This is a genomic window from Acinetobacter sp. SH20PTE14, assembly GCF_021391555.1.
GTDB classification, from domain to species: domain Bacteria; phylum Pseudomonadota; class Gammaproteobacteria; order Pseudomonadales; family Moraxellaceae; genus Acinetobacter; species Acinetobacter amyesii.
Genome location: NZ_CP090067.1, coordinates 3,005,471 through 3,027,733 on the forward strand (window position 1 = coordinate 3,005,471; position 22,263 = coordinate 3,027,733).

Sequence of the window (22,263 nt, forward strand, 5' to 3'; positions counted from 1 at the left end):
CTTTCGACCAAAAACACAACTCTAGGACGAGTAAATGTCACTACTGTTACAGATCACAATTTTCCTTGGCGCATCCTTATTGCTTGTCCCTTTGCTCAAGCGCTTTGGTATTGCAACGGTTTTGGGATATCTGTTCACTGGTATTTTGCTCGGCCCCGATGTCTTTAACATTGCCAGTGATCCCGAAGCGATCCAAGAGCTCGCTGAGTTTGGCGTGATCTTACTGATGTTCCTAATCGGACTCGAACTGCGTCCACAGCGGCTATGGAGCATGCGTAGTTCTATTTTCGGCATGGGGAGTTTACAAGTCGGTCTGACCGGTCTGCTTTTAGCGCTAGGCAGTTTTTTTTCCTTACAACAAGGCATTGCAGCCAGTATCGTTATCGGTTTCGCTCTCGCTCTTTCTTCTACTGCCTTTGTCTTGCAGATGCTGAGTGAAAAGCAGCAATTGAACACCACCTATGGGCAACAATCCTTTTCGATTTTGCTGTTTCAAGATATGGCCGCGATTCCCCTGATTGCAGTCATTCCTTTGCTCGCAGGGACAGAATCATCACATCACGGAATCGCCTATTTCGCTGCAATCATTGCGACTTTTTCAGGCTTATTTTTATTTAGTCGATACTTAATGCGACCGTTTTTCCGCTTCGTCGCGAAAAGTGGCGCGCATGAACTGATCACTGCTGTCGGCTTATTTATAGTGCTGGGTGTCGTGGTCTTGATGGATGTGCTGGGCATCAGTACCACACTCGGAGCATTTTTGACTGGCGTGCTATTGGCAGACTCGGAATTCCGCCATGAACTCGAAGCCAGTATTGCTCCGTTTAAAGGGCTTTTACTTGGTCTGTTCTTTATGACCGTGGGCATGACCACGGAACTTTCATTATTCGTTGAAATGCCATGGTTCATTATCGGTGGTGCATTGGCACTGATGCTCATCAAAATGGCGTCACTTACCGCGATTGCGCGTTATCTTAAAAATTCATGGCGCAACAGTATTTTACTGGCGACCTGTTTGGCTCAAGGCGGTGAATTTGCCTTTGTGGTCTTTAGTGTGGCGAAAAGTGAAAATGTCGTACAGCAAGCCATTTTGGAGCCATTAACCCTCATCGTCACTTTGTCGATGGTGTTGACCCCTATGTTGTACTGGTTAATACAATCACAAATTTTGCCGCGTTTTAATCCAAAAACCATCCCAGAGTATGACGACATTCCGGATGAACATAATCCTGTGATTATTGCGGGCTTTGGACGTTTTGGACAAATCATTGCTCGTGTGGCGCATTTACAGCATTTGTCTTTTACCGCCATTGATAGCAACTTAGACAAAGTCGATTTCGTACGTAATTATGGTGGTCATCTGTATTATGGCGATGCCACACAACCAGATATTTTACGCGCTGCGGGCATTGAACATGCCAAAGTGTTCGTCCTTGCCATAGATGATATTGAAGACTCAATGAACGTGGCGCGTCATATTCGCCTGAATTACCCTCAGTTAAAATTATTGGTCCGTGCACGTGACCGTCATCAGGTGCATCTGCTGCGTGATTTGGGGATTGAGCATATTTGGCGTGAAACCTATTTATCTTCTTTAGGGATGGCCTATCACATGCTGTGCGACTTAGGTATCAGCGATGAAGATGCCTATAAAAGTATCGAATTGTTCCGTGATTATGATGAAAAACTGCTGACTCAACAGCAGCAAATCTATACCGATGAACAAAAGATTTATGAAACGCATCGTAACGCTTTAGCTGAACTGGAACATTTGTTTGAAAGCGATGCGCAAGCCCGTGAAAAACCTACAGGTGTTGATTTACAACGCAGCTTACAGCGTCATCGTATTGATGTCACAAGAGATGATAATGAATGACTTGTGTTTTACAATATCGTCACCATTAAAGCAGGGTTATGGAGAATTTTATGTCAGATTTACGCCAACGCTTTTTTATTGAAGATAGCCCTGTTCGTGGAGAAGTGGTTCATCTTGAAGAAGCCCTACAAACGATTCTTGCACAGCGTGACTATGCACCTGCTGTACAAATTCTCTTGGGTGAAATGCTCAGCGCGACTGCCTTGTTGGCCAGCACCTTAAAAATTAAAGGTCGTATTAGCTTACAAATTCAGGCAGCAGGCACATTTAAATGGGCAATGGCGGAATGTAATCATCTTGGTGAAGTTCGCGCACTTGCAGATTATGAAGAAGACCCGCACTTTCAAGCCGCTGAAGACAGCAGCACAGTACTGAAAGCCTTGGTAAACCCAGTACTTTTCATTAATATCGAGCCTGAATTTGGTGAGCGTTATCAAGGGATTGTACCTTTAGACAAACCGACATTAGCGGGTTGCTTGATGCAATATTATGATCTCTCTGCACAGATCCCGACACGCATCGTCTTAGCAAGCAGCAACAGCCGTTCAGGTGGTTTGTTGATCCAGTTATTACCACGTAACAACGAAGAAGAACAACGCCGTGTCGATGAAGATCTATGGCCACGTTTAACCATGCTAACTGAGACATTAAAAGCAGAAGAGTTAACGTCTTTATCCGCAAATGAAATTTTATATCGTTTATATAACGAAGAAGAAGTTCGTCTTCCTGAAACTGAGGCCTTAAAATTTGGCTGTACATGTTCAAAAGAACGCTGTGCGACAGCACTTGAACAAATCGGTGTTGCTGCAGTTCGTGAAACCCTAGAGTTTCAAAACCCAATTGAAATGGATTGCCAATTCTGTAATACAAAATATACCTTTACTGCAGAAGAAGCTTTATCCCTTTTTGGTCAACACCTCAGCTAAATCATCGTGATGATTGAAAGCCTAAATCTAAGCATCCTTCGGGGTGCTTTTTTATTATTCCGATTAAATTTAGAACAGCTACTTTCTTCCGCTTAGTCGAATGGTTGCGAACTTTATAACCTCAAGATGATCAGCTGTATTTGCGATCAATTTTTTTTCGAGTAGAATCGCGCCAGAAATAAAGTCAAAAAAATCAACAAAGCTTTATTTTTAATAGAAAAATAATGTAAAAAAACTGGATAAAATATGAAACTCAAAACACTCGCTATTCTTTTAGCCATGTTCTGCTTTGGCACAATAACAGCACATGCAGCAGACCTTGTCGGGACATGGAAAACCATAGATGATAAAACAGGCTATGCCCGTGCTGAAGTCCAAATCACCAAATTAAAAGACGGCAGCTATAGCGGTAAAATCACCAAAGTACATGCCATCCCCAACCGCCCTGTCACCACGATTTGTGAAAAATGCGAAGGTAAACTCAAAAATGCACCCTTAATTGGTTTACCGATATTCTCTGGCTTCAAACATAATGCAAAAGAGAATGCCTATACCGATGGCAAGGTGATCGACCCACTTTCAGGCAATACCTATCAAGGTAAAGGGCAATTGAATGCGCGCGGCAATGTGCTGACACTTCGAGGTTATGTTGGAACCACGCTCCTCGGCCGGACGGTATCTTGGATCCGCGTCAACTAAAGCAGCATTTCGGCTTTCATTAGCATGATGAACTCAACTCCAAACGAGTTCATCATGCCGATAACAATCTACTTTGAGATGAATTCCGACTATTTTACTAGTGCGTAGACGTTCAGCATAAACCTCATTTAGCGCAAACACGTTCATGTTTTGGCTCAAAATATAAATACCAATTCTTAAAAAATCACTAGAATATTCATATTATTTCAGGCTACATTAAACCCATAATATTTTTATGCCTTTAAGTTTTAGGCATCCGCTTTTTGTGTAATGTGGGTAATTATATGGCTGTTAAATTCCTCCCTTCTATCCTGTTCGGCATGTTCTCCATCTGCAGTTTATCCTCTGCTTTTGCAGCGATTGACCCCTTAGTGGGGACATGGAAAACCATTGATGATCGAACAGGTTATTCACTTGCCGATGTGGTGATTCGCAAAGATCAGCATGACCTGTATTCGGCCACCATTATCCAAAGCCGAAGCGTACCCGGAACAGCAAATGTTTCGACATGCACGCAATGCACCGGTGCTCAGAAAAATAAACCCATGGTCGGTTTAACCACTTTAAGCGGCCTAAGCGCTGATCCAGAAAAGCCCAATGAATTTGTGGGTGGAGTGATGCTCGATCCCAAATCAGGCAAACACTACAATGCACGCGCTCGTTTGATGAATAATGGTAAGCATTTGATCATCAATGGTCGTACTGAAGGCTCTGCAATTGGACGCAATGTCACTTGGGTCAAAAACTAAGCACGAGGCCTTTAAATCATTAAAGGCCTTTTTTAACTTAAAAATTAGAGTAAAAACTCCATATTAAAGCAGTGTTTTAAAAAAATCTGCCAAATACATCACAAACCATCACATTGATTTTGTAGGGCTTTATATATAAATTAGGCAACTTACTCTAAAAACACAATTCTGAATTTTCAGGGGATGAAATGAAAAAAATATATCAACAATTATTTGCCGGAATAGTACTTAGCACTTTGTCAGGATTGTCAATCGCTGCGGAAACCGATCCGCTAGTGGGTAAGTGGAAAACTGTCGATGACCGCACCGGATATTCGCGTGCAGACGTTGAAATTCGCAAAAAAGCCGATGGAAGCTATGAAGGCATCATTGTCACCACACGCAATGTCCCTGGCACTGAAAAAATGGGCGTCTGCTCGAACTGCCCAGGTGAATTGAAAAATAAACCTTTTATCGGCTTGCCATTTATTTGGGACTTTAAACAAGATCCAAAAAATCCACGTGAATTCCAAAACGGTAAAGTTCTGGACCCGATTGGTGGAAAAATCTATAAAGGCAAAGCAAGACTTAGTGCTTCAGGAAAACATTTAACTATACGTGGGTATGTTGGTGTATCTGTGATTGGTCGTAGTGTCACTTGGATAAAATATTAATTTTAAATGTGTTTTTAAAAGCCTCCTCGTGAGGCTTTTTTATTGTCATGTTTTGAAACAATAAGATGCTGTTTGCCCCTATGACAGTTTGATGAACCCTTCTATATTGATTAAAACATAATCAATATTTATACAGAGAGTATGCCAGACAATCACTATCAAACTTTAGGGATCGCCCGAGATGCTTCGGCAGATCAAATTAAAAAAGCCTATCGAAAATTGGCGCGTAAATATCACCCTGACGTCAGCAAAGAAGCTGATGCTGAAGCGCGTATGCAAGCGATTAATGTTGCATACGACACCTTGAGTGATGCCGAAAAGAAAAAACAATACGATTTTGAACTCGATCATCCTCAAGGATTTGCTGGGTTTAATGCTGGCAACCAAGGTGGTTTTGACCAATCTCAGTTTTATCGCCAATCGACGAGTGATGGTCAGCATGCGGACTTTAGTGGATTTGAAGACTTGTTTGGTCGTTTTGGGCAAGGCTTTGGTGGCGGTGACTATCAGTATCAACGTGCAAACCGCCAAACCAAGAGCTTCCGTGGTGAAGACCAACACGCCAGTTTAGAAGTGGATTTAGATATTGCATTTCATGGTGCAACGCAGAATATCACCTTACAGATTCCAAGCCTCAACGCCCATGGTGAGCCTGAAGTCCAACGTAAAACCCTGCAAGTCAAAATTCCTGCAGGGATTAAATCAGGTCAACAAATTCGACTCTCCGGCCAAGGGCAAGCTGGCTATAACGGTGGAGCCGCCGGCGATTTATACATTGAAATTTTGTATAAACAAACTGAGCAAATCCGTGTAGAAGGCGTTGATATTTTCCAACAACTGAATATCAGTCCATGGGAAGCCGCATTGGGTCAAAAAATTGCATTTACCAGTCCTGATGGCAAAACATTAGAACTACAAATTCCTAAAAATGCACGTACTGGTCAGCAGCTACGATTAAAGGACAAAGGAATACCAAATAAAACACCCGGACACCTTTACCTGATTTTAAATATACAGATACCAGCTGCACAAACCGAACAAGAGCAACAAGCATATGCGGCTTTTGCTCAAGCTTTTCCGTCATTTAATCCACGACAGTCTTAAGGAGAGCACCATGACAACAATTCATTATCGTGAAATTGTCTGTGACGGATGTAAACAGACTGAAATCGTAGACGAAAAAAGTAGTTTTGATCTACAACACTTTGCCTCTGCCTGTGGGCAAAGTCCAGAATGGGTTCTGCAACTACTCGAATACGATATTCTGCCTAGCCGTTCAGAAGACAGAATTCATCAATTTTTTGGCGATGATATATCTCGCGCACGGCGTGCCTATCGGCTTCAACGAGATTTCGATGCCAGTTTTACTGCGGTCGCCATGATGCTCGACCTAATTGATGAAGTCCAACAACTACGTCGCCAAGTGAAACACCAACAGCTTCATTCGCACTAAATGTATTCGTGAACGCTCTGTCCTGCAGGGCGTTTTTCTTTTTTCTTGTAGAGGAAATGATCGACAACCATGAAAACACGAGATCGCAATAAAAAAGTCAAAAACATGTTTCCTGAGTACCGTGATTTGGTCACTCAGTTACGTGATGAAAATCCGCATTTTGCGCGGATCTTTGAAGAACATGATGAGTTAGATCGTGAAATCATTCAATTGGAATTAGATCCTGTTAATCACTACAACACAGATATTGAGACCATTAAGCGTAAGAAATTAAAGCTAAAAGATGAAATTTATCGCTTACTGAAAAGTAATGAAAATGATGATATCTCTTGAGATATCGACTCGTATAGGGGAATTTTCATGATGCATGTCGTTCGCAGTACAACCCACGAGGCTAAGCAATTGAATTGCTAAGACCATAAGGATCGGTCAAATCGCGTTGTACTGCAGATTCTTTAAAAAACAAAATGTAAAACAATTACATCATGACAAAGGATTCATCATGCACATGCATCATGTCCTATTGGGTGGCATTACTCAGTTTCAGTAGTCTATTACATGCCAGTGATAAACGAGTATTTGAAAAACCATGGATGACCAAACAGGATATTCACGCGGTGATGTGACCATCGTCAAAAATGCCGACGGGACGTATAGTGGAACACTTACTGCAATACGCCCAATGCCGTACAAGCCCTTAGTCGAAGTGTGCTTAAAACGCAAAGGCAAACTCAAATATGCACCCTTGGTGAGTCTCGAAGTTATCAAAGGATTTAAAGCAGACCCATCCATCAGAGAAGCTAACGCGAACTATTTGAGTTTCGTCAGCTTCTCAATTTCTTTCATAGTTTTAACCGTACCTTTGACTGTGCCCTTCACCGTTTGTTTAATTGGTTCATAATCCATAAACCAAAACAAATTCATGTGTTGATCGCCATGTTGCTGTGCCAGCATATCAATCACACTTTTTTCGCCACGCCCCACCAAATGCCGTCGATAAAAATAATACAGCAGTAAAATCGTGGTAATCAACATGATACCAAGCATGATCCAAAAACCGGTTGGTGACTTAAGTCCGGGAATAAACTCAAAGTTCATACCGTATATACCAGTTAATAAGGTTAATGGTGCGAAAATCGCCGTAATAATCGCTAAAATACGCATATTTTCATTGGTTTGGTTGGCAACGGCTGAAAAATGCAGATCAATGGCGGCCTGCACGGCACTGCGTAATCGTGTGGTGTGTTTTTGAATGCGTTCGATATGGCTAGTTAAATCATCTACGCGAACCAGCATGATATCTTGCTTTTCACTGCGCTTTTTGCCTTTCAAATGCGGGTAATTATCCACAACTTCATCACGCAGTTCTTGCAAAGCTTCAATTTGCTCTTCACACAAATTTTCCACTTGCTGAAAGGCCATATTTTCCTGCAGCAGCTGATGCCACTTGGTAAAACGTCGATGCCCTTGCAGCAGCTCTTGCTGCCAAAACTCGACACGGCGGGTCAAAGGAACACGTAAATCCAAGTATCCATCTACCATATTATTCAGTAAGCGCAATGCCAAATCTAAGGGTGTAATGGCTAATTTTCGTGGTTTATTTTGTTCATCAATCGGACGAGACATTAAAGTTTCAATCCGTTGGATATAACTTTCAATGGCTTTGTTGCCTTTTTCGCGCACCGTGATCAGCACTTGGGGCGTGATCAAAAAACTGATCGGGGTGGTCGCCAAACCAAAGACCCGCTCATGCTTTTCAAGAGCTTCTGCACCTGCAACAATTTGGTCATCGGGTGTGACCATTTTTCTAAAAATTAATAAATCATAATCATCGAGTGTGTCAAAGGCACACGGATGCTCTAAATTTAAAATATCCCGCAGATGGTATTCATTGACCCGTAGATCTGATGCCTGAAAAATATCACTCTGCCACTGCTCTGGGCGGTTGACGACATCTTCACGTGTACAATCAATCCAAATAAACTCAGGTTCAAGTTCAGGATGATGCTCACATTGCACTTGGTCTTGCACATAGATATGCGCGGCTGTTGGATGCTGAAAAAAATAATAGGTTTGCATATCTCATTTATTATTGTGTTTACTTTTTGCATGATGCCATAAAAAAAGCCTTGAGCAAGTCAAAGTTCATACTCTGACTACACTCAAGGCTTTTGTGAATCCATTCACAGAGCCGAAACTCTGTGAATCAGCAAACTATTAAGCTTGTTCGATGTCTTTCATAGTTAATTTGATACGACCACGGTTGTCGACATCAGCAACTTGTACTTTGATCTCTTGACCTTCAGACAATACGTCTGAAACGTTCGCAATGCGTTCGTTAGAAATTTGAGAGATGTGAAGTAAACCATCAGTACCTGGAAGGATGTTTACAAACGCACCAAATTCAACGATACGAATCACTTTACCAGTGTAGATTGTACCTGGTTCGATTTCAGCAGTAAGCGCTTGGATTTTCGCAACAGCAGCAGATGCAGCCGCTTTAGTTTCACCAAATACGCGAACTGTACCGTTGTCTTCGATATCAATTGCCGCTTTGGTTTCTTCAGTGATTTGACGGATTGTTGCACCGCCTTTACCAATCACGTCACGGATCTTATCAGGGTTGATGTTGATCACTTGGAATGTAGGTGCATGCATTGAAATTTCAGGACGAGCACGTGAAATCACTTGGTTCATTGCATTTAAGATGTGCATACGACCTGCATACGCTTGGTTTAATGCAACTTCCATGATTTCTTCAGTGATACCTTCGATTTTGATATCCATTTGAAGTGCAGTAATACCGTTTGCAGAACCGGCTACTTTAAAGTCCATATCACCAAGGTGGTCTTCATCACCCAAGATGTCAGAAAGCACTGCGAAACGTTCGCCTTCTTTCACAAGACCCATCGCAATACCAGCAACTGGCGCTTTAATTGGCACACCAGCATCCATAAGTGATAAAGAAGCACCACATACAGACGCCATTGAAGATGAACCGTTTGATTCAGTAATATCAGATACGATACGAATCACGTACGGGAAGCGGTCAGCTGCAGGAAGAACAGCTTGTACACCACGACGCGCTAGACGACCATGACCGATTTCACGACGTTTAGGACCAGATTCACGACCAGTTTCACCTACAGAGTATGCAGGGAAGTTGTAGTGCAACATGAAGTTGTCAGTTTTCGTACCTGCTAATGTATCCACCATTAACGCATCACGTGTATTACCCAAAGTTGTTGTTACCAACGCCTGAGTTTCACCACGTGTAAATAATGCAGAACCGTGAGCACGGTCTAATACACCAACTTGTACGTCAAGCGCACGAACAGTTTTGGTATCACGGCCATCAATACGTGGCTTACCTGACAAGATGTTGTCACGTACTGTACGGTATTTAAGGTCTTCGAATAATTCAGCTAAGTCGTCAGCGATACCATCAACGTCATCTTCTGGAACGAATTGAGCAACAGCTTCAGCTTGAAGCGCATCAAGTGCTGCATAACGATCGTGTTTAACCGCGATTGTGTATGCTTCAGAGATTTTCGCTTCAAACGCTTCTTTTAATTTTGCACGAAGGTCTTCGTTTTTCGCAGGTGCAGTCCAAGTAGACTCTGTTGCACCAGCAGCTGCAGCAAATTCTTTAATCGCTTGGATCGCGATTTGCATTTCGTCATGACCGAACAATACAGCGCCAAGCATTTGGTCTTCAGAAAGTTCTTTCGCTTCTGATTCAACCATCAATACCGCAGATTCTGTACCTGCAACCACAAGGTCAAGATCAGATTCTTTTAGCTGTTCGTGATTCGGGTTAAGGATGTATTCACCGTTGATTAAACCAACGCGAGCACCACCGATTGGACCACGGAAAGGTGTACCTGCAATTGCAAGTGCAGCTGAAGTACCTAACATTGCAGCAATGTCAGCTTCCATTGTCTTATCAGAAGAAATAACAGTCGCAGTCACTTGGATTTCGTTGTAGTAACCTTCTGGGAACAATGGACGAATTGGACGGTCAATTAAGCGTGAAATAAGCGTTTCAGCTTCAGACGCACGGCCTTCACGTTTACCATAACCACCCGGAATACGACCTGCAGCATATTGTTTTTCTTGGTAGTTAACAGTCAATGGGAAGAAGTCTTGACCTGCTTTCGCTGTTGGCTGAGCAACAACAGCAACAAGAACTTGTACACCACCCATAGTGATGATCACAGTATTCGCTTGACGCGCAATACGACCTGTTTCTAGGACAACTTGATGCTGACCATATTGGAATTCTTTACGAATAATATTAAACATCGACATGTTTTATTTTTTCCTGATTTTATTCTAGTGGAGACCCCTAAGGTTTGGCATTCATTCAACGCCCCAAACGCTGTAACATAAATGACAAAGCTTAGAAGCCGACCTCACTAGAGATTAAAAACATTAATTTAAAATACTAATTTAAGACACAAAGAAGGAGCGAATCATCGCCCCTTCCCCATTATCCAACCAAGGTTGGATAGACTTTAGTTTTCAGTAATACGGCACTTAGCATGCAATAGTCCGAAAATAAAAGTTTAAATCGAATTAACGACGTAAACCTAAAGCAGCAATCAATGCGCTGTAACGAGTAGCGTCTTTACCTTTAAGGTAGTCAAGAAGCTTACGACGTTGGTTAACCATACGAATAAGACCGCGACGGCTATGGTGGTCGTGCTTGTGCTCTTTGAAGTGACCTTGTAAATCATTGATTTGAGCAGTTAAAAGAGCTACTTGAACTTCTGGTGAACCAGTGTCGTTTTCAGCGCGAGCGAATTTTGCAATGATCTCTGCGCGATCTGCGTTTGTTAAAGCCATTCGATTTCTCCGAGATGCTTATAAAGTTAACTTTTGATACGAATCAACCAATAAATCAGCTGACTGCCGTGCATCACTACAGCAAGTGCATTATATTAAGGGAAAATCATCTTAATTGCAAAAAGAGATAGCCGACTTCGTCAGGTTTTCTTAATGACAATAACGCCTTATTTTTCCTCTCGATTCCATTATAAATTTTTTATATGCTTCGATACTCTATACGACACAAAACTGCATATTTCCAACACATTGAATTCCATATTATTGAATGAATTTTAAACTTATTTTTGATACATTTTGCCACTCGATGTTTAGGATACAAAACTTAAACTGGAATGATTAAAAAAAAGCCCGAGCTGGGCTCGGGCTTTTTTGCGCTGTAGTTTCTTCTTTTTTAGTTATTGTTTTATTATTTATTGTTTTATGTGGCGCTTTTCCGCGTCCTTATGTCAAACATTCCATGTTTTAACTTGCACTTCCTTATGTGGTAGATTTTGCCACAACGGCTGTTAGATAAAAGTCGTATTTTTCGTATCTATATGTAAGCTTTTTCGTACATCGGTTAAGCTCTATTTCTTTTCTGTTACAGCATATAGGCATTTCTTATTTTCTATACATAAAAAAGCCTTGTAGTCTCTCCCAAAACTACAAGGCTTAGCGGCTGTAAGTTTCCTATTTCCTTACTTCACTGTAAGTTCGCTGTCTTTTGACGTTATTCTTATACTTTTGCGATTTTACTCAACCATCCGTGTTGAGTTCTTTTTCTGTGAAGTCATCTTCTCAAAAAGCTATAAGAAGCTCTATGCGCAAATCTCCTGAATCAATGTAAGCTATTTCTTACAAAATACGGTACATTTTTGCCAGGCTTTACAAAGACAGGTGATTGTTAATTTTTTCTAACAAACCACTAACTCGTGCTGTTCTTTTTATAAGCGCTTTTGCCAATGCATCTTTTGCAACAAGTAAACTCACCACTTTTTTTGCACGTGTGATAGCGGTATAAATCAGCTCTTTACTCATCATTTCGGTTGCATGATTTTCCAAAACTACCGCCGTATGGGTAAATTCAGAACCTTGAGACTTATGTATGGTCAATGCGTAGGCAGTTTCTATACTTTTAGGTAACCGTGTTGCCACAACCCATTTATCCAAACTTGGAAAATAAACCTCAAACTGCGACTTTTCCGTCATCGGTCGTTTTAAGCAAATCCCAATATCACCATTTGATAGTCCAAGTTGATAATCGTTATAGGTCATCATAACTGGACGACCAACATACCAATCCCCTTGTTTCAACACACCCAAGGCATTTAAGACCCGAAGTTCAATCTGCTGATTGAGCTCATGTAAGCCTAATTTTCCATGTCGAATGGCCGATAGAATTCGATAATCATCAAAATAACGAATCAATTGGGCTAACCAATCTGCATATTCAGCGGATTGCTCTGGCCATTGTTTTAACCATGCCACATAGGGCTGAAAACCATACATCAGTTGATCATAATATTTTGCCCAATGTGCCGCACTGTTCGTGGCTTCGGGGAGATATTGCAACTGAATCACATCGCTCATATTCGGTGTCAGTTGAATCGGCTGAAGTTCGGATGCAGATACCACCTGATGTTCGAATTTCGCCAGAACTTCTGTGGTTGTTTGCTGTTGTTCTTGTTGTTGAATAAAACGGGCAAACTCACCAATGGCTGCACCCTGTACAAAGCGACGGCTGGTCTGTAAATGGGTGCGGTGGGCTTGTAAGGCATCCACATCCTGAAGATTAGCCAAAACTGCACCTACATCGACCGAAGCCAACTGTTCTGCATCCCCCAATAGAATCAGCTTACTGTTCTGAGGGATTGCCGCGAATAGCATCTGCGCCAAACTTAAGTCCAACATAGAGGCTTCATCGACCACAATGACGTCATAGGGTAAGCGTTGACGTTCATTAAACCGCGGGATAGCGCGCGTCCCTAATCCCAATAGACGATGCAAAGTCACGGGTTTCAAATGTTTGTGAATAATCGAATAATGCTGCAATGCAGGATCTTTAAACGCTGCTTGTAAGGCTTCTTCCATGCGCTGCGCCGCTTTTCCTGTCGGTGCTGCCATGGCAATTCTTATATTTGGATTTTGCTCATTCAACACGGCAATAATCCGTGCCAAGGTATAGGTTTTACCTGTCCCAGGCCCACCGGTAATGATATTAAAATTGTGCTGACACACCATGTGCAGTGCTTGAATCTGATGTGGATCGGTCAGTAAATCCTTTTCAATATTCAGCATCTGCGTTTGATTGAGATTTTGCTCTGTTTGCTGTTTTAAACGTGCAACTTGCTTGGCTAAAGCATTTTCTAGTGCCCAATAGCGATAAAGATAAAGTCGCTGTGAATCAAAAATAAAAGGCGCAACAGGTGTTTTTTCAGCATGCTCATGCTGAACCATCTGAGCCAAACATTGAATCTCTGCATCTTCGGCCAAAATACAACTATCGCCTTTTTCCACGGCTTGCATCAATTGTTGAATTAACTGATTTGCAGCAGGATGACTGGCCTGATTGGGTAAATAGTGTTGGATTAAATAGTCAATCCAATCCGGCAAAACCGCATCTAAATCAGCTTTTTCTTGGGTATTTTGGGGAACTAAAAGCTGCGTTTCTGCAGTATTTTCTTGTCCCGCGTACAAAGGCTGTGCTGACAAGGCTTTTTGATCATTTTCCACACAGTTATCCTCAAACTTATCCACAATGCAACCTATTGTTTCAGCGTGAATATTTTTATCTTTTTCGTGCTTATTCACGTTTTAGCCACAACCTTTTCGCTCAATATTGCATCGAGGTTTTGAATGAATGTATCCGCCGGCTTCCAGTGATATACCCCACGATCGGACTGTCCATCCATACCGCGAAGATACAAATAACTCGCCCCACCCAAATGCTGCTTCATGTCATAGTCTTTCATCACGGCTTTCAAATAACGATGTAGGGCCACCAAATATAAAGCCGCCTGCAACCAGTAACTAGAATGACTCATACTTTCTCGAATATAGGCATGATTATAATGTGCGGTCTGATCGCCTAAGAAATTACTTTTATAATCGGCAATGTGATAACGCTGACCATCATAATATACCAAGTCAATCGACCCCGTCAGATAGCGTGCTGTAAACACATCATTCAAATCTTGTATCCGTAAATCTGGCTCATTTAGGCTTTCAAATAGCATGCGTATTTTACGTATTGCCAATGCACGATCTGCCATACTTAAATGAAAGTCCATTTCTGAACGATATTCACCATCGTTTAACTGATGCAGGCTAAAACCATCATGCAACGGTGTATGAATGATTTGACTGTACCATTCCTGCATTTCTTCAATCAGTTCAGCTTCGTCTTGTTCAGGGTTCGCCGTTTGCCCAAACTGTTTAATCAAATTTTGCAATATTTGCGGCGAATCAAACTCAACATCACTATGAAAACGCGTTGCGATGGCTTTGGCCAACTTCTCTTCTGGGGTGCTAAATCGAACTTTTTCCATCAACTTGTGCAAGAAACTTCCGGGCTTGGTTCCCTTTGGAAAGTGCCGTTTAATCCAACTAATTTTCTCTGCAGTTTCTGCTTCAATGATTTCAATTTGTTCAACTTCATCGGCAGCCCTGTCTTCTGGCTCGGTCATGACCGCTGCCAGTTGGTCACGTTGTATATGTGCCTTATGCGTCGTGCGCGTGAGCGCGGTAAAGCTGGTGGTTTCCCGTGGATAAAAATGGCTGTTGGGAATTTCTTCCGCGTCTAATACAACAGTTTCAACCTGAGTCTGGGTCAAAATCGGTGGTGCTGCACGCAGGACATCGGCATCCACACTATCTGCGTGTTGGAACAGATCTGGTGCGCTTCCACGCCAAAAAGTCAGTCCTGAACGCGCTTCTGCCACTTGTTTCTTTTCTACCTCATGATGACGCAGCACGGCATAGACACGATAACTGGCACGGGTCAACGCCACGTACCACAAACGATGGTGCTCTGCTTCATTGCGTGCTTCATTTTGTTGAATATCATCTTCGGGTAAGTCCGAAGACTTCACAGCAATCACACGTTCTAACCCAAGGCTTTTTTGCTGATTGTCTTTAAGGGAAAAATTCAAATTGCCTTTTTCACTTAAGCCTGCATTTGCTCCCAATAAAAATACACAACCAAACTCTAAGCCTTTGGATGCATGGATCGTCATCAATTGCACCCCCAATTGCCCAGTCAATTTTCGCTCTTGGGTACTTTCATTATTGATGCCTAAATTGATTTGGCGAATAAACCATTGATAGAGCTTATGCGCACCGGTGTAGTGTTCGCTTTGCTGACTTAATAATTCTGCGATATGGCGTAAATTCACCACTGTGCGTTCATTATCTCGACTTTGCCCAGCCACCAAACGCGTCCACACCTGAAAAACCGTCATGCAGCTATTCCACGCGCTGCGGAATCCTTGCTCATTCCAAATTTGTCGGATCTGTTCAAGTTTTTCGACAATTTCGCTCAGTCCATCTGCTTGCTGTTCGAGTGCGACCAGTTGTTTCAGATCAAAACCCAATAAACGGCTCAGCAGCGCACGTTTCACCTTGGCTTCTTGATAAGGATTCAAAATCGCGGTCAGCAAAGCGGCTACGTCTTGTGCGACGGAACTTTTATAGACACTGTCCCGAGAGGCTTTATAACAAGGAACGCCCAGCTGCAATAAACATTGTTGCACTTGCTCTAAGTCGAAATGGTTTTGCCCTAAGACCGCAATATCGTTTGCTGTCAGTGCTCGCTGGATATTGTTTTCTTGAAAATATAAATGTCCTTGCTGAGCTTGGTTGAGTAATGACTGAATCTGCCAAGCTACTTGTTCAGCTTCATTTAGCGTTTCATCCAAAGCCAACCAACGCAGCGGTTGTGGATTGACTTGATCATGATCAATCAACGGAGGATGCTCGCGCTCCCCTGCTTGAATTGGGGTGTATTCAACTTGCTCACCAAAATCCATTTGCCGATGAAACAAGGCATCCACCACTTCAACCAAATTTTTGACTGAACGATGGTTTTTGTTCAAGGTATAACAACGTCCACCCTTAGTTTGAATATCATGACGCGCTTTACGATAGGTCAGCATGTCACCGCCACGGAACCCATAAATCGCCTGTTTGGGGTCGCCGACCATAATCATACAACCCTGATGTAAGCGCTCCTTGACCCGCCAAATGCTAGACAGCATGTCATCTTGATCTTGGTTGGTGTCTTGAAATTCATCGACTAAAATCAGTGGATATCTTGCCAAAACATGAGCGGCAAAACTGTCTTTCCCTGCTGCTGAGCTTTGCTGTAAGGCTTCCGATAAGGTCCTAATTTGTTGTGAAAAGGTGGTTTCGCCAGCGTGGGACAACACTTGAGGTAAACGCTTTTTGACTTCCTGTGCCAAATAAAAGTTTAGAAATTGTTCTGCTTGATTGATATGTTCATAAGCATTGAGCACCGCTCGGAGTTGTTGCACAAAAGCATGTTGATAAAATTCTTTTGAGACATCTGGCTGCTCTTCAACGACTTTGTCTTTAAATACACGTGGCTTGAATTCAGTTTTATTCGGATCATAAAACAATGAACGAATGGCTTTCATTGTCGGTTGTAACACGTCAGACTGAGTCAATACCCCTTGGCTACCCGCAGCTTCAAAGTGCTGTAAAAACTCGGGAATGCGTGTGTTAAAGGTGACAAAGAATGCCCCTTTATTAAAACGTCGAGCGTCGACAAGGTTCTTATAATGACTTGCGGCATCAAAACACGCTGCAAGTTCTACACGAGCAGCAGGCAGCATTTGCGCAAGCTGATGACACATCGCCTCAAAATGTGCCAAAGCATTTTCGGGTAATTCAGGGACACGTAAATCCACCGATGGGAAGTTTAGACTTTCCTTTACCACGCCCAGATAATATTCAGGGCCTTTCAACTGATGATTCAACAGCAAATATTCAATCAAATGCGCAGGCTGCTGCTGAATCCAATCTCTTAATAAATCATGAATAATACGTTCAATATGTAGATCTTCATCTTCACTGATTTGCACCTGTTCGATACGACCACTTTCAAAGGCAAATTCACGTAATAACTTTTGACTAAAGCTGTCTAAAGTTCCGACAAAGAGTTCTTCATATTGTTGTAAGACCACGTTCAGCCGATTGTAGGCATAATCTAAATGATGCCCATGATCTTTCAACACCTGCTGATTCAAAGGGTCATTCAAACTCTGCTGAAGTTCGGCCAACTCATCTTGAGGTGTCGCCAACAGGCTATAAATAAAGTCACGGGTTTCTTCAATCCGCAGTCGTACCCGCGCTTTGAGTTCCGCTGTGGCTTTACGTGTAAAGGTAGTGGCAATGACCTGATTCGGCATATAACGATCGAGAAAAATCCGCACCATCAGACTGGATAGCGTATAGGTTTTCCCTGTACCCGCAGAAGCCTCTATCCAATGGAGTCCTGTAAAGCTCATGTCTGCAATCGGGTTGGTGGACATATTCATCGTTTGCTGTGGCATATTCATTTTTTGACCTCAGGCTTGATGACATTAAGTTTTTTTAGGCCGTCATCCGCCTCGGTATCCATCACATGATATAAACGTTCTGCATAATAACGACAGGACAATGCCAGAAGCTCATCTGCCGCTTGTTGCTGTAAAATAAAAGTCCAATCACGATGGTGGCTATTGGCTTCATTCGACTCCAGCTCCATTCCACCAAAACTATGATTTTTCAGCCATTCCTCTTGAAGCTTTGCAAAATTATCTGGCATGAGTTGGCCTGTTTCATTTTCCACCCAAGTGCATTTTTCTTGGCGAATTAAAGCAGCAGGCAGCACCACAGGACGTTTTTGTGCATGTTTCCACATCGCCATCCATTCACTGAGCTGTAGCTTGGCTTGTGCAGAGCTTAATCCACAACAGACAATGCTTTTATCATTACAAATCACTTCACGACGATACGTCGCGCCCTCATCGCCTAAGTCTAAATAGCTCAACCACAATAGATATTCGAGCCAGGTTTGCGTCTGACGTTTAGGCTTTGCCCCAGACGCCATACAGCTTAACCAATGCATACTCTGAGGGTCTTCAGGCACAGTGATACTCAGTATCAAATGTGGTTCAAGCTGTAGATTTTGTAAGGTGGTCGCGGTTACACGGCGTCCATCTAAACGCTCTAATAACTGTGCCTGCTCTTGCAAACTGAGCTTCCAAGTCGCTATTTGGCTATGTCCCACAGGCAGTACATCTTGGAACAAGGCCATATCGGGTTCAGCTGAGGTCGTAGAGTTCTGATCCTCTGTTTGATCGACACGAGAGGCAGGCTGCACATAATGCTTTTGCAATAAGTCACGGACATGATATTGCTGTAAACGGTCCAGCAACAAAGGCTCTTGCTGCGGCAATTGGTCACCGGTATAGACACTGGCCACGCCAAGCGTTTTCAAATATGCACGGGCAGGAAACACCACATCTTTAATCCATTCCTGACCATCTAATACCCGTACTTCTTGCTCATCATGCACAGGATAATCACGGTTAATCCACGATTGGCGTTGTCCCGACTGATCTAAAATATGTTCCGCCACAGCAAACCATTGATCTTTATATCGTAAGTTTTTCGACTGCTGAAAACCCATCGGGTCAAAAGGCTGCAAAGGATAAATATGGTATAGCGGCTCGAGCTGCTGTGGAATGCGTAAGCCATCCAAATCCAGCATGGCATCATGGGGTTGGTTCAATTGCTGCGGCTGAATCATCCGTGCGAGGAACTGGCTAAATTCATATATCACAGAGGATGGCTCCCGACTTTCACCATCATTGACATCAAAGCCATTATAGAAAATCCACAAGGACTGTCGGGCAAATAACAAGGCATCTAGAAATGCACCTTTATCATCTTCCAAACGAGAGCGATCACCCAAAACCGGTTTAAACACATCCATCAAATCAAAAGGCACTTGCTGATCACGACGCGGAAATTTGCCGCTATCCATGTTCATTAACACCACCAATGAAAATGGGACTTGGCGGATTTTCCCCATGTCCGCAAAGGTCACTGATCCTGTCGGTTCGATCTGATCGGCAGAGCTATCGATGCCTTGTTGTATTTCTTTGAGCAGCAAAGATAATGGCAAATTAAAGCTGTTTGGGAGCGACTCAACTTTATCACTTTGGGCATTATGCAGACGTTGCGTCATCGCACGCATTACACTGCGAATGGTTTCAAATGCTCGACCACTGGCTTCCACAAAAGGCTTTAAATCTGCATCTAATTGTTGCAACCACACTTTGACAGTCTGTGTGCTGAGATTCGGATTGAGCCAATCTCGACGCGCACTGATATCTCGGTAGATCTGAATTAAAGTTTGAACCAACTCAAAATCACTACTCGACACCCCTGCAAAACTTAAGGTGTCCTCAAATACGGCATGTTGTGGTATCGCAATTCCTAAAGCTAAACGGTCTAATGCAAATTTAAAGGTATAACGATAATCTCGGTCTTGCTCGGACAAATAAGCCAACATGTGCTGTTCGTCTAAACCACGACGGAAACCAGCTTGAATCAGCAGTTCCATCATACGTTCCATTTGCACATGGTCGAGCTGATACAGTTCTTGCACCGCATTCAAATTCAGCCAATCATGAAAATCTTCTGCGGTAAAACGACCTTGGCTAATTTCAATGCGTCCAACGAAAGCTTGCCATGCATTTTGAATATCTTGGCTGACCACCCCTGCAATTTTGACTGGGATATAAGGTAAATCCACCGCACTGCGTCCCATGCCACGAGTCGTCGAAAAGACCGTCCGAATATGCGGTTCAAGCTCTTTTAAATTTGGCACCAAGACCAAGATATCACTCGGATGGCGTGGCTCCTGTTCCGTGCCCTCGGCCAACCAATGTACCAACTGCTCACGTAAAACCTCTAATTGACGCAGGCTAGAATGACAGACATGAAATTGAATCGATTCATCTGAACCCGCGAGTGCATATTGATGCTGCTTGGGTTCTTCTAAGGTCATGATGTCATATTGAATTTGAGCGAGCAGCGTTGTCGGCTCGGTGTCTGGAAAAATATCTTCCCAACCTTCGCCACCAGACATATTCACCAATAATGCAAAGTTATCCCGCGCACGTTTACCTAAACGCGTCAGTAATGAATGCTGAGATTCACGAAATTCCGCATTGGTCGTACTCAGATAGGCCTGAATTTGTGCCGTGCTGACATTGGGATTTCGCTCAATATAACGCTGTTGTAATTTCAAGTTATAACGATCTTTCCATACGGGATCGACCATGTCTGCCCAATACTCACGCGATGGGTTGAAATACAACAAATGTACTTCGGTATACGCCGCCAAACGATATAAAAATTTGAGTTGTGCAGGTGGTAGTTCTAAGGTAGTAAAGACGAAAATCTGTTCAGGTAAACCGTTATAGGTTTGATGACGCTCATCATCATCGCGTTCATCATCCTCAGCATCCAAATCAAACTGCTGCTGCCGATTTTGCTCAGCATGCGCCAAGGCAAACCAAAATTTATTGTCTATTTCCTGACGGTCATTAAAATCCTTTTTGAATACTTGATGCCACAACCAACGCTGCCACTGCTCTAGTTGTCGAGCCTGCGTCGGTAAATATTCATCAGCTTGTTCAGGTTTCAGACCTGTGAGTTGCATAATATTTAATGGCTGGTTATGACTCCACGCTTTTAGCCAGTCGGTATCGCAATGTGGACAAATCCATTGCTCAACACCTTCATCAGGGGTATGAATACAACTGCCACGAAAGGCCATGTAGTTGGTAAAAAGCCGAGTGACTTGAGCAGCGATCCAGTACAACATTTTTTGGCGCTTTTGCTCACGTTTTTTTTGATCTGAGAGTTGTGCTGTGCTGTCAAAAATACGCTGAACTAAGGACTGCACGTCTGTCGGAATCTGAGCAGCATCAAACTTATCAGCCGCAATAAAACCGGCTAGAGCATTATAAATACGCCATTGCATAATCAATGGCGGCATGTTGATACCTTTAATTCGCTCACGGTCTTGTTTATTAGGCAAGGCCCAATCGTAGGCTTTCCACTGCAACCCTAAAATTTTACGATGATGCTTAATATTGGCACTAATACTGATTTTTTCAGCAACTTGTTTTTCTAACCATGCTGCAATGGCTTGATCGGGTACCACGATATGCCGTTCTTGCAAGACAGATAATGCATTAGTCGACTGATTTGATTTCAATTTTTTGATTAGACAATCCACCAAAACTTCGATTCTTTGACTCTGAATTACATGTATTGCCATGGATTACCTTTACAGCCTGAGTGACTAACTACTACAAAACAACAATGATTATTTACTATACATCTTGGGCTGTCTATGCGACTTTGACAAGAGAATAGATTGCAAAAAATGCTTTTAAACAAGTATCTTAATGATACTTTATGAGAAAAAAACCAATCCAGTATTAAGGGTATTTGCTTATGAAAATTGATAACATTCCTGATTCCATCGACCCTAACTTAAATCTGGACATTATTCGCGCTGAATGCTTAGAGCTCGTTAAAAAACGTGCTTATTTTTCAGCAGGTGCAGCCATTATTCCTGTGCCATTTTTGGATGTGGTGATTGATGTCGGAATTTTGTCACAGCTCATTCCAGAAATTAATGCGCGTTTTGGTTTAGCGCCAGATCAAATTAGTGTGTATGATCCAAAAACCAAACAAATTCATTGGACTGAACTGCGTAAACGTGGTGTCGAATTTTCTGGTTTAGTGGTTGCACGAACCGCGATGAAAAAATCGCTAAATAACATTGCAGCAAAATATATTACCAAACAAGTCACTAAATTTATTCCATTAGGTGGACAATTGGTGGCAGCCAGTTTGGGTTATATTGTGATGAAAAAAGTCGCTGAAACCCATGTAGAAGAAAGCTACCAATTGGCGAAGCGTATTCAACAGAAATTTCCGAACCAACCTGTCCCAACGCCTAACAATGGTTAACGAAACGATGTATAGC

15 protein-coding genes are annotated in these 22,263 nt (G+C 42.6%); 9 read left to right on the plus strand and 6 right to left on the minus strand.

Annotation, left to right across the window (positions count from 1 at the left end):
• The first annotated feature begins 34 nt into the window (after window positions 1–34).
• The 8 genes from LXF01_RS14675 to LXF01_RS14710 all read left to right on the plus strand — a co-directional run bounded on the left by LXF01_RS14675 (window position 35) and on the right by LXF01_RS14710 (window position 6,689).
• The gene (locus LXF01_RS14675) at window positions 35–1,876 is read left to right on the plus strand and encodes a monovalent cation:proton antiporter-2 (CPA2) family protein (protein ID WP_233944631.1); all 1,842 of its coding nucleotides are present in this window, start codon (window positions 35–37) and stop codon (window positions 1,874–1,876) included.
• Between the two features lie 50 nt (window positions 1,877–1,926).
• Window positions 1,927–2,802: an Hsp33 family molecular chaperone HslO gene (gene hslO / locus LXF01_RS14680; RefSeq protein ID WP_111885623.1), complete on the plus strand. Its 876-nt coding sequence runs from the start codon at window positions 1,927–1,929 to the stop codon at window positions 2,800–2,802.
• Between the two features lie 246 nt (window positions 2,803–3,048).
• Window positions 3,049–3,501 (plus strand): DUF2147 domain-containing protein, encoded by a 453-nt coding sequence (locus tag LXF01_RS14685; RefSeq protein ID WP_233944632.1) that lies wholly within the window; start codon window positions 3,049–3,051, stop codon window positions 3,499–3,501.
• A gap of 284 nt (window positions 3,502–3,785) precedes the next feature.
• On the plus strand, window positions 3,786–4,250 hold the full coding sequence (locus tag LXF01_RS14690) for a DUF2147 domain-containing protein (protein ID WP_233944633.1): 465 nt from the start codon (window positions 3,786–3,788) through the stop codon (window positions 4,248–4,250).
• A 188-nt stretch (window positions 4,251–4,438) separates the two neighbouring features.
• Entirely contained in the window at window positions 4,439–4,903 is a 465-nt protein-coding gene (locus tag LXF01_RS14695) for a DUF2147 domain-containing protein (protein ID WP_168377965.1), read from the plus strand.
• 141 nt (window positions 4,904–5,044) lie between these two features.
• Window positions 5,045–6,007 carry a DnaJ C-terminal domain-containing protein gene (locus LXF01_RS14700; protein ID WP_233944634.1) on the plus strand — a complete coding sequence of 321 codons (963 nt, stop codon included), beginning with the start codon at window positions 5,045–5,047 and terminating at the stop codon, window positions 6,005–6,007.
• 10 nt (window positions 6,008–6,017) lie between these two features.
• A complete protein-coding gene (locus LXF01_RS14705; RefSeq protein WP_078189792.1) occupies window positions 6,018–6,356 on the plus strand; it encodes a chaperone modulator CbpM in 339 nt (112 codons plus the stop codon).
• A gap of 69 nt (window positions 6,357–6,425) precedes the next feature.
• Window positions 6,426–6,689, plus strand: coding sequence for a YdcH family protein (locus LXF01_RS14710; RefSeq protein WP_180147073.1), 264 nt, complete (start codon window positions 6,426–6,428; stop codon window positions 6,687–6,689).
• 477 nt (window positions 6,690–7,166) lie between these two features.
• On the opposite strand, the gene LXF01_RS14715 is transcribed toward LXF01_RS14710, so the two are convergent.
• The 6 genes from LXF01_RS14715 to LXF01_RS14740 form a co-directional block, all read right to left on the minus strand.
• Complete coding sequence (locus LXF01_RS14715; protein ID WP_233944635.1) at window positions 7,167–8,435, minus strand: magnesium transporter CorA family protein; 1,269 nt, start codon at window positions 8,433–8,435, stop codon at window positions 7,167–7,169.
• Between the two features lie 138 nt (window positions 8,436–8,573).
• On the minus strand, window positions 8,574–10,661 hold the full coding sequence (gene pnp, locus LXF01_RS14720) for a polyribonucleotide nucleotidyltransferase (protein ID WP_180035036.1): 2,088 nt from the start codon (window positions 10,659–10,661) through the stop codon (window positions 8,574–8,576).
• Between the two features lie 273 nt (window positions 10,662–10,934).
• A complete protein-coding gene (gene rpsO / locus LXF01_RS14725; RefSeq protein ID WP_067761248.1) occupies window positions 10,935–11,204 on the minus strand; it encodes a 30S ribosomal protein S15 in 270 nt (89 codons plus the stop codon).
• Between the two features lie 867 nt (window positions 11,205–12,071).
• The gene (gene recD, locus LXF01_RS14730) at window positions 12,072–13,799 is read right to left on the minus strand and encodes an exodeoxyribonuclease V subunit alpha (RefSeq protein WP_257232770.1); all 1,728 of its coding nucleotides are present in this window, start codon (window positions 13,797–13,799) and stop codon (window positions 12,072–12,074) included.
• A 194-nt stretch (window positions 13,800–13,993) separates the two neighbouring features.
• Complete coding sequence (locus LXF01_RS14735; protein ID WP_233944636.1) at window positions 13,994–17,764, minus strand: UvrD-helicase domain-containing protein; 3,771 nt, start codon at window positions 17,762–17,764, stop codon at window positions 13,994–13,996.
• Complete coding sequence (locus LXF01_RS14740) at window positions 17,761–21,546, minus strand: exodeoxyribonuclease V subunit gamma (RefSeq protein ID WP_233944637.1); 3,786 nt, start codon at window positions 21,544–21,546, stop codon at window positions 17,761–17,763. The genes LXF01_RS14735 and LXF01_RS14740 overlap by 4 nt, the downstream gene beginning before the upstream one ends.
• A gap of 179 nt (window positions 21,547–21,725) precedes the next feature.
• Between LXF01_RS14740 and LXF01_RS14745 the strand changes: the two genes are divergently transcribed.
• The gene (locus LXF01_RS14745) at window positions 21,726–22,247 is read left to right on the plus strand and encodes a hypothetical protein (protein ID WP_180024754.1); all 522 of its coding nucleotides are present in this window, start codon (window positions 21,726–21,728) and stop codon (window positions 22,245–22,247) included.
• The last annotated feature ends 16 nt before the right edge of the window (window positions 22,248–22,263 follow it).

Coding starts and splice junctions, on each gene's coding strand:
- LXF01_RS14675 (WP_233944631.1), top strand. CDS start 35: ATGTCACTACTGTTACAGATCACAATTTTCCTTGGCGCATCCTTATTG.
- hslO (WP_111885623.1), top strand. CDS start 1,927: ATGTCAGATTTACGCCAACGCTTTTTTATTGAAGATAGCCCTGTTCGT.
- LXF01_RS14685 (WP_233944632.1), top strand. CDS start 3,049: ATGAAACTCAAAACACTCGCTATTCTTTTAGCCATGTTCTGCTTTGGC.
- LXF01_RS14690 (WP_233944633.1), top strand. CDS start 3,786: ATGGCTGTTAAATTCCTCCCTTCTATCCTGTTCGGCATGTTCTCCATC.
- LXF01_RS14695 (WP_168377965.1), top strand. CDS start 4,439: ATGAAAAAAATATATCAACAATTATTTGCCGGAATAGTACTTAGCACT.
- LXF01_RS14700 (WP_233944634.1), top strand. CDS start 5,045: ATGCCAGACAATCACTATCAAACTTTAGGGATCGCCCGAGATGCTTCG.
- LXF01_RS14705 (WP_078189792.1), top strand. CDS start 6,018: ATGACAACAATTCATTATCGTGAAATTGTCTGTGACGGATGTAAACAG.
- LXF01_RS14710 (WP_180147073.1), top strand. CDS start 6,426: ATGAAAACACGAGATCGCAATAAAAAAGTCAAAAACATGTTTCCTGAG.
- LXF01_RS14715 (WP_233944635.1), bottom strand. CDS start 8,435: ATGCAAACCTATTATTTTTTTCAGCATCCAACAGCCGCGCATATCTAT.
- pnp (WP_180035036.1), bottom strand. CDS start 10,661: ATGTTTAATATTATTCGTAAAGAATTCCAATATGGTCAGCATCAAGTT.
- rpsO (WP_067761248.1), bottom strand. CDS start 11,204: ATGGCTTTAACAAACGCAGATCGCGCAGAGATCATTGCAAAATTCGCT.
- LXF01_RS14735 (WP_233944636.1), bottom strand. CDS start 17,764: ATGAATATGCCACAGCAAACGATGAATATGTCCACCAACCCGATTGCA.
- LXF01_RS14740 (WP_233944637.1), bottom strand. CDS start 21,546: ATGGCAATACATGTAATTCAGAGTCAAAGAATCGAAGTTTTGGTGGAT.
- LXF01_RS14745 (WP_180024754.1), top strand. CDS start 21,726: ATGAAAATTGATAACATTCCTGATTCCATCGACCCTAACTTAAATCTG.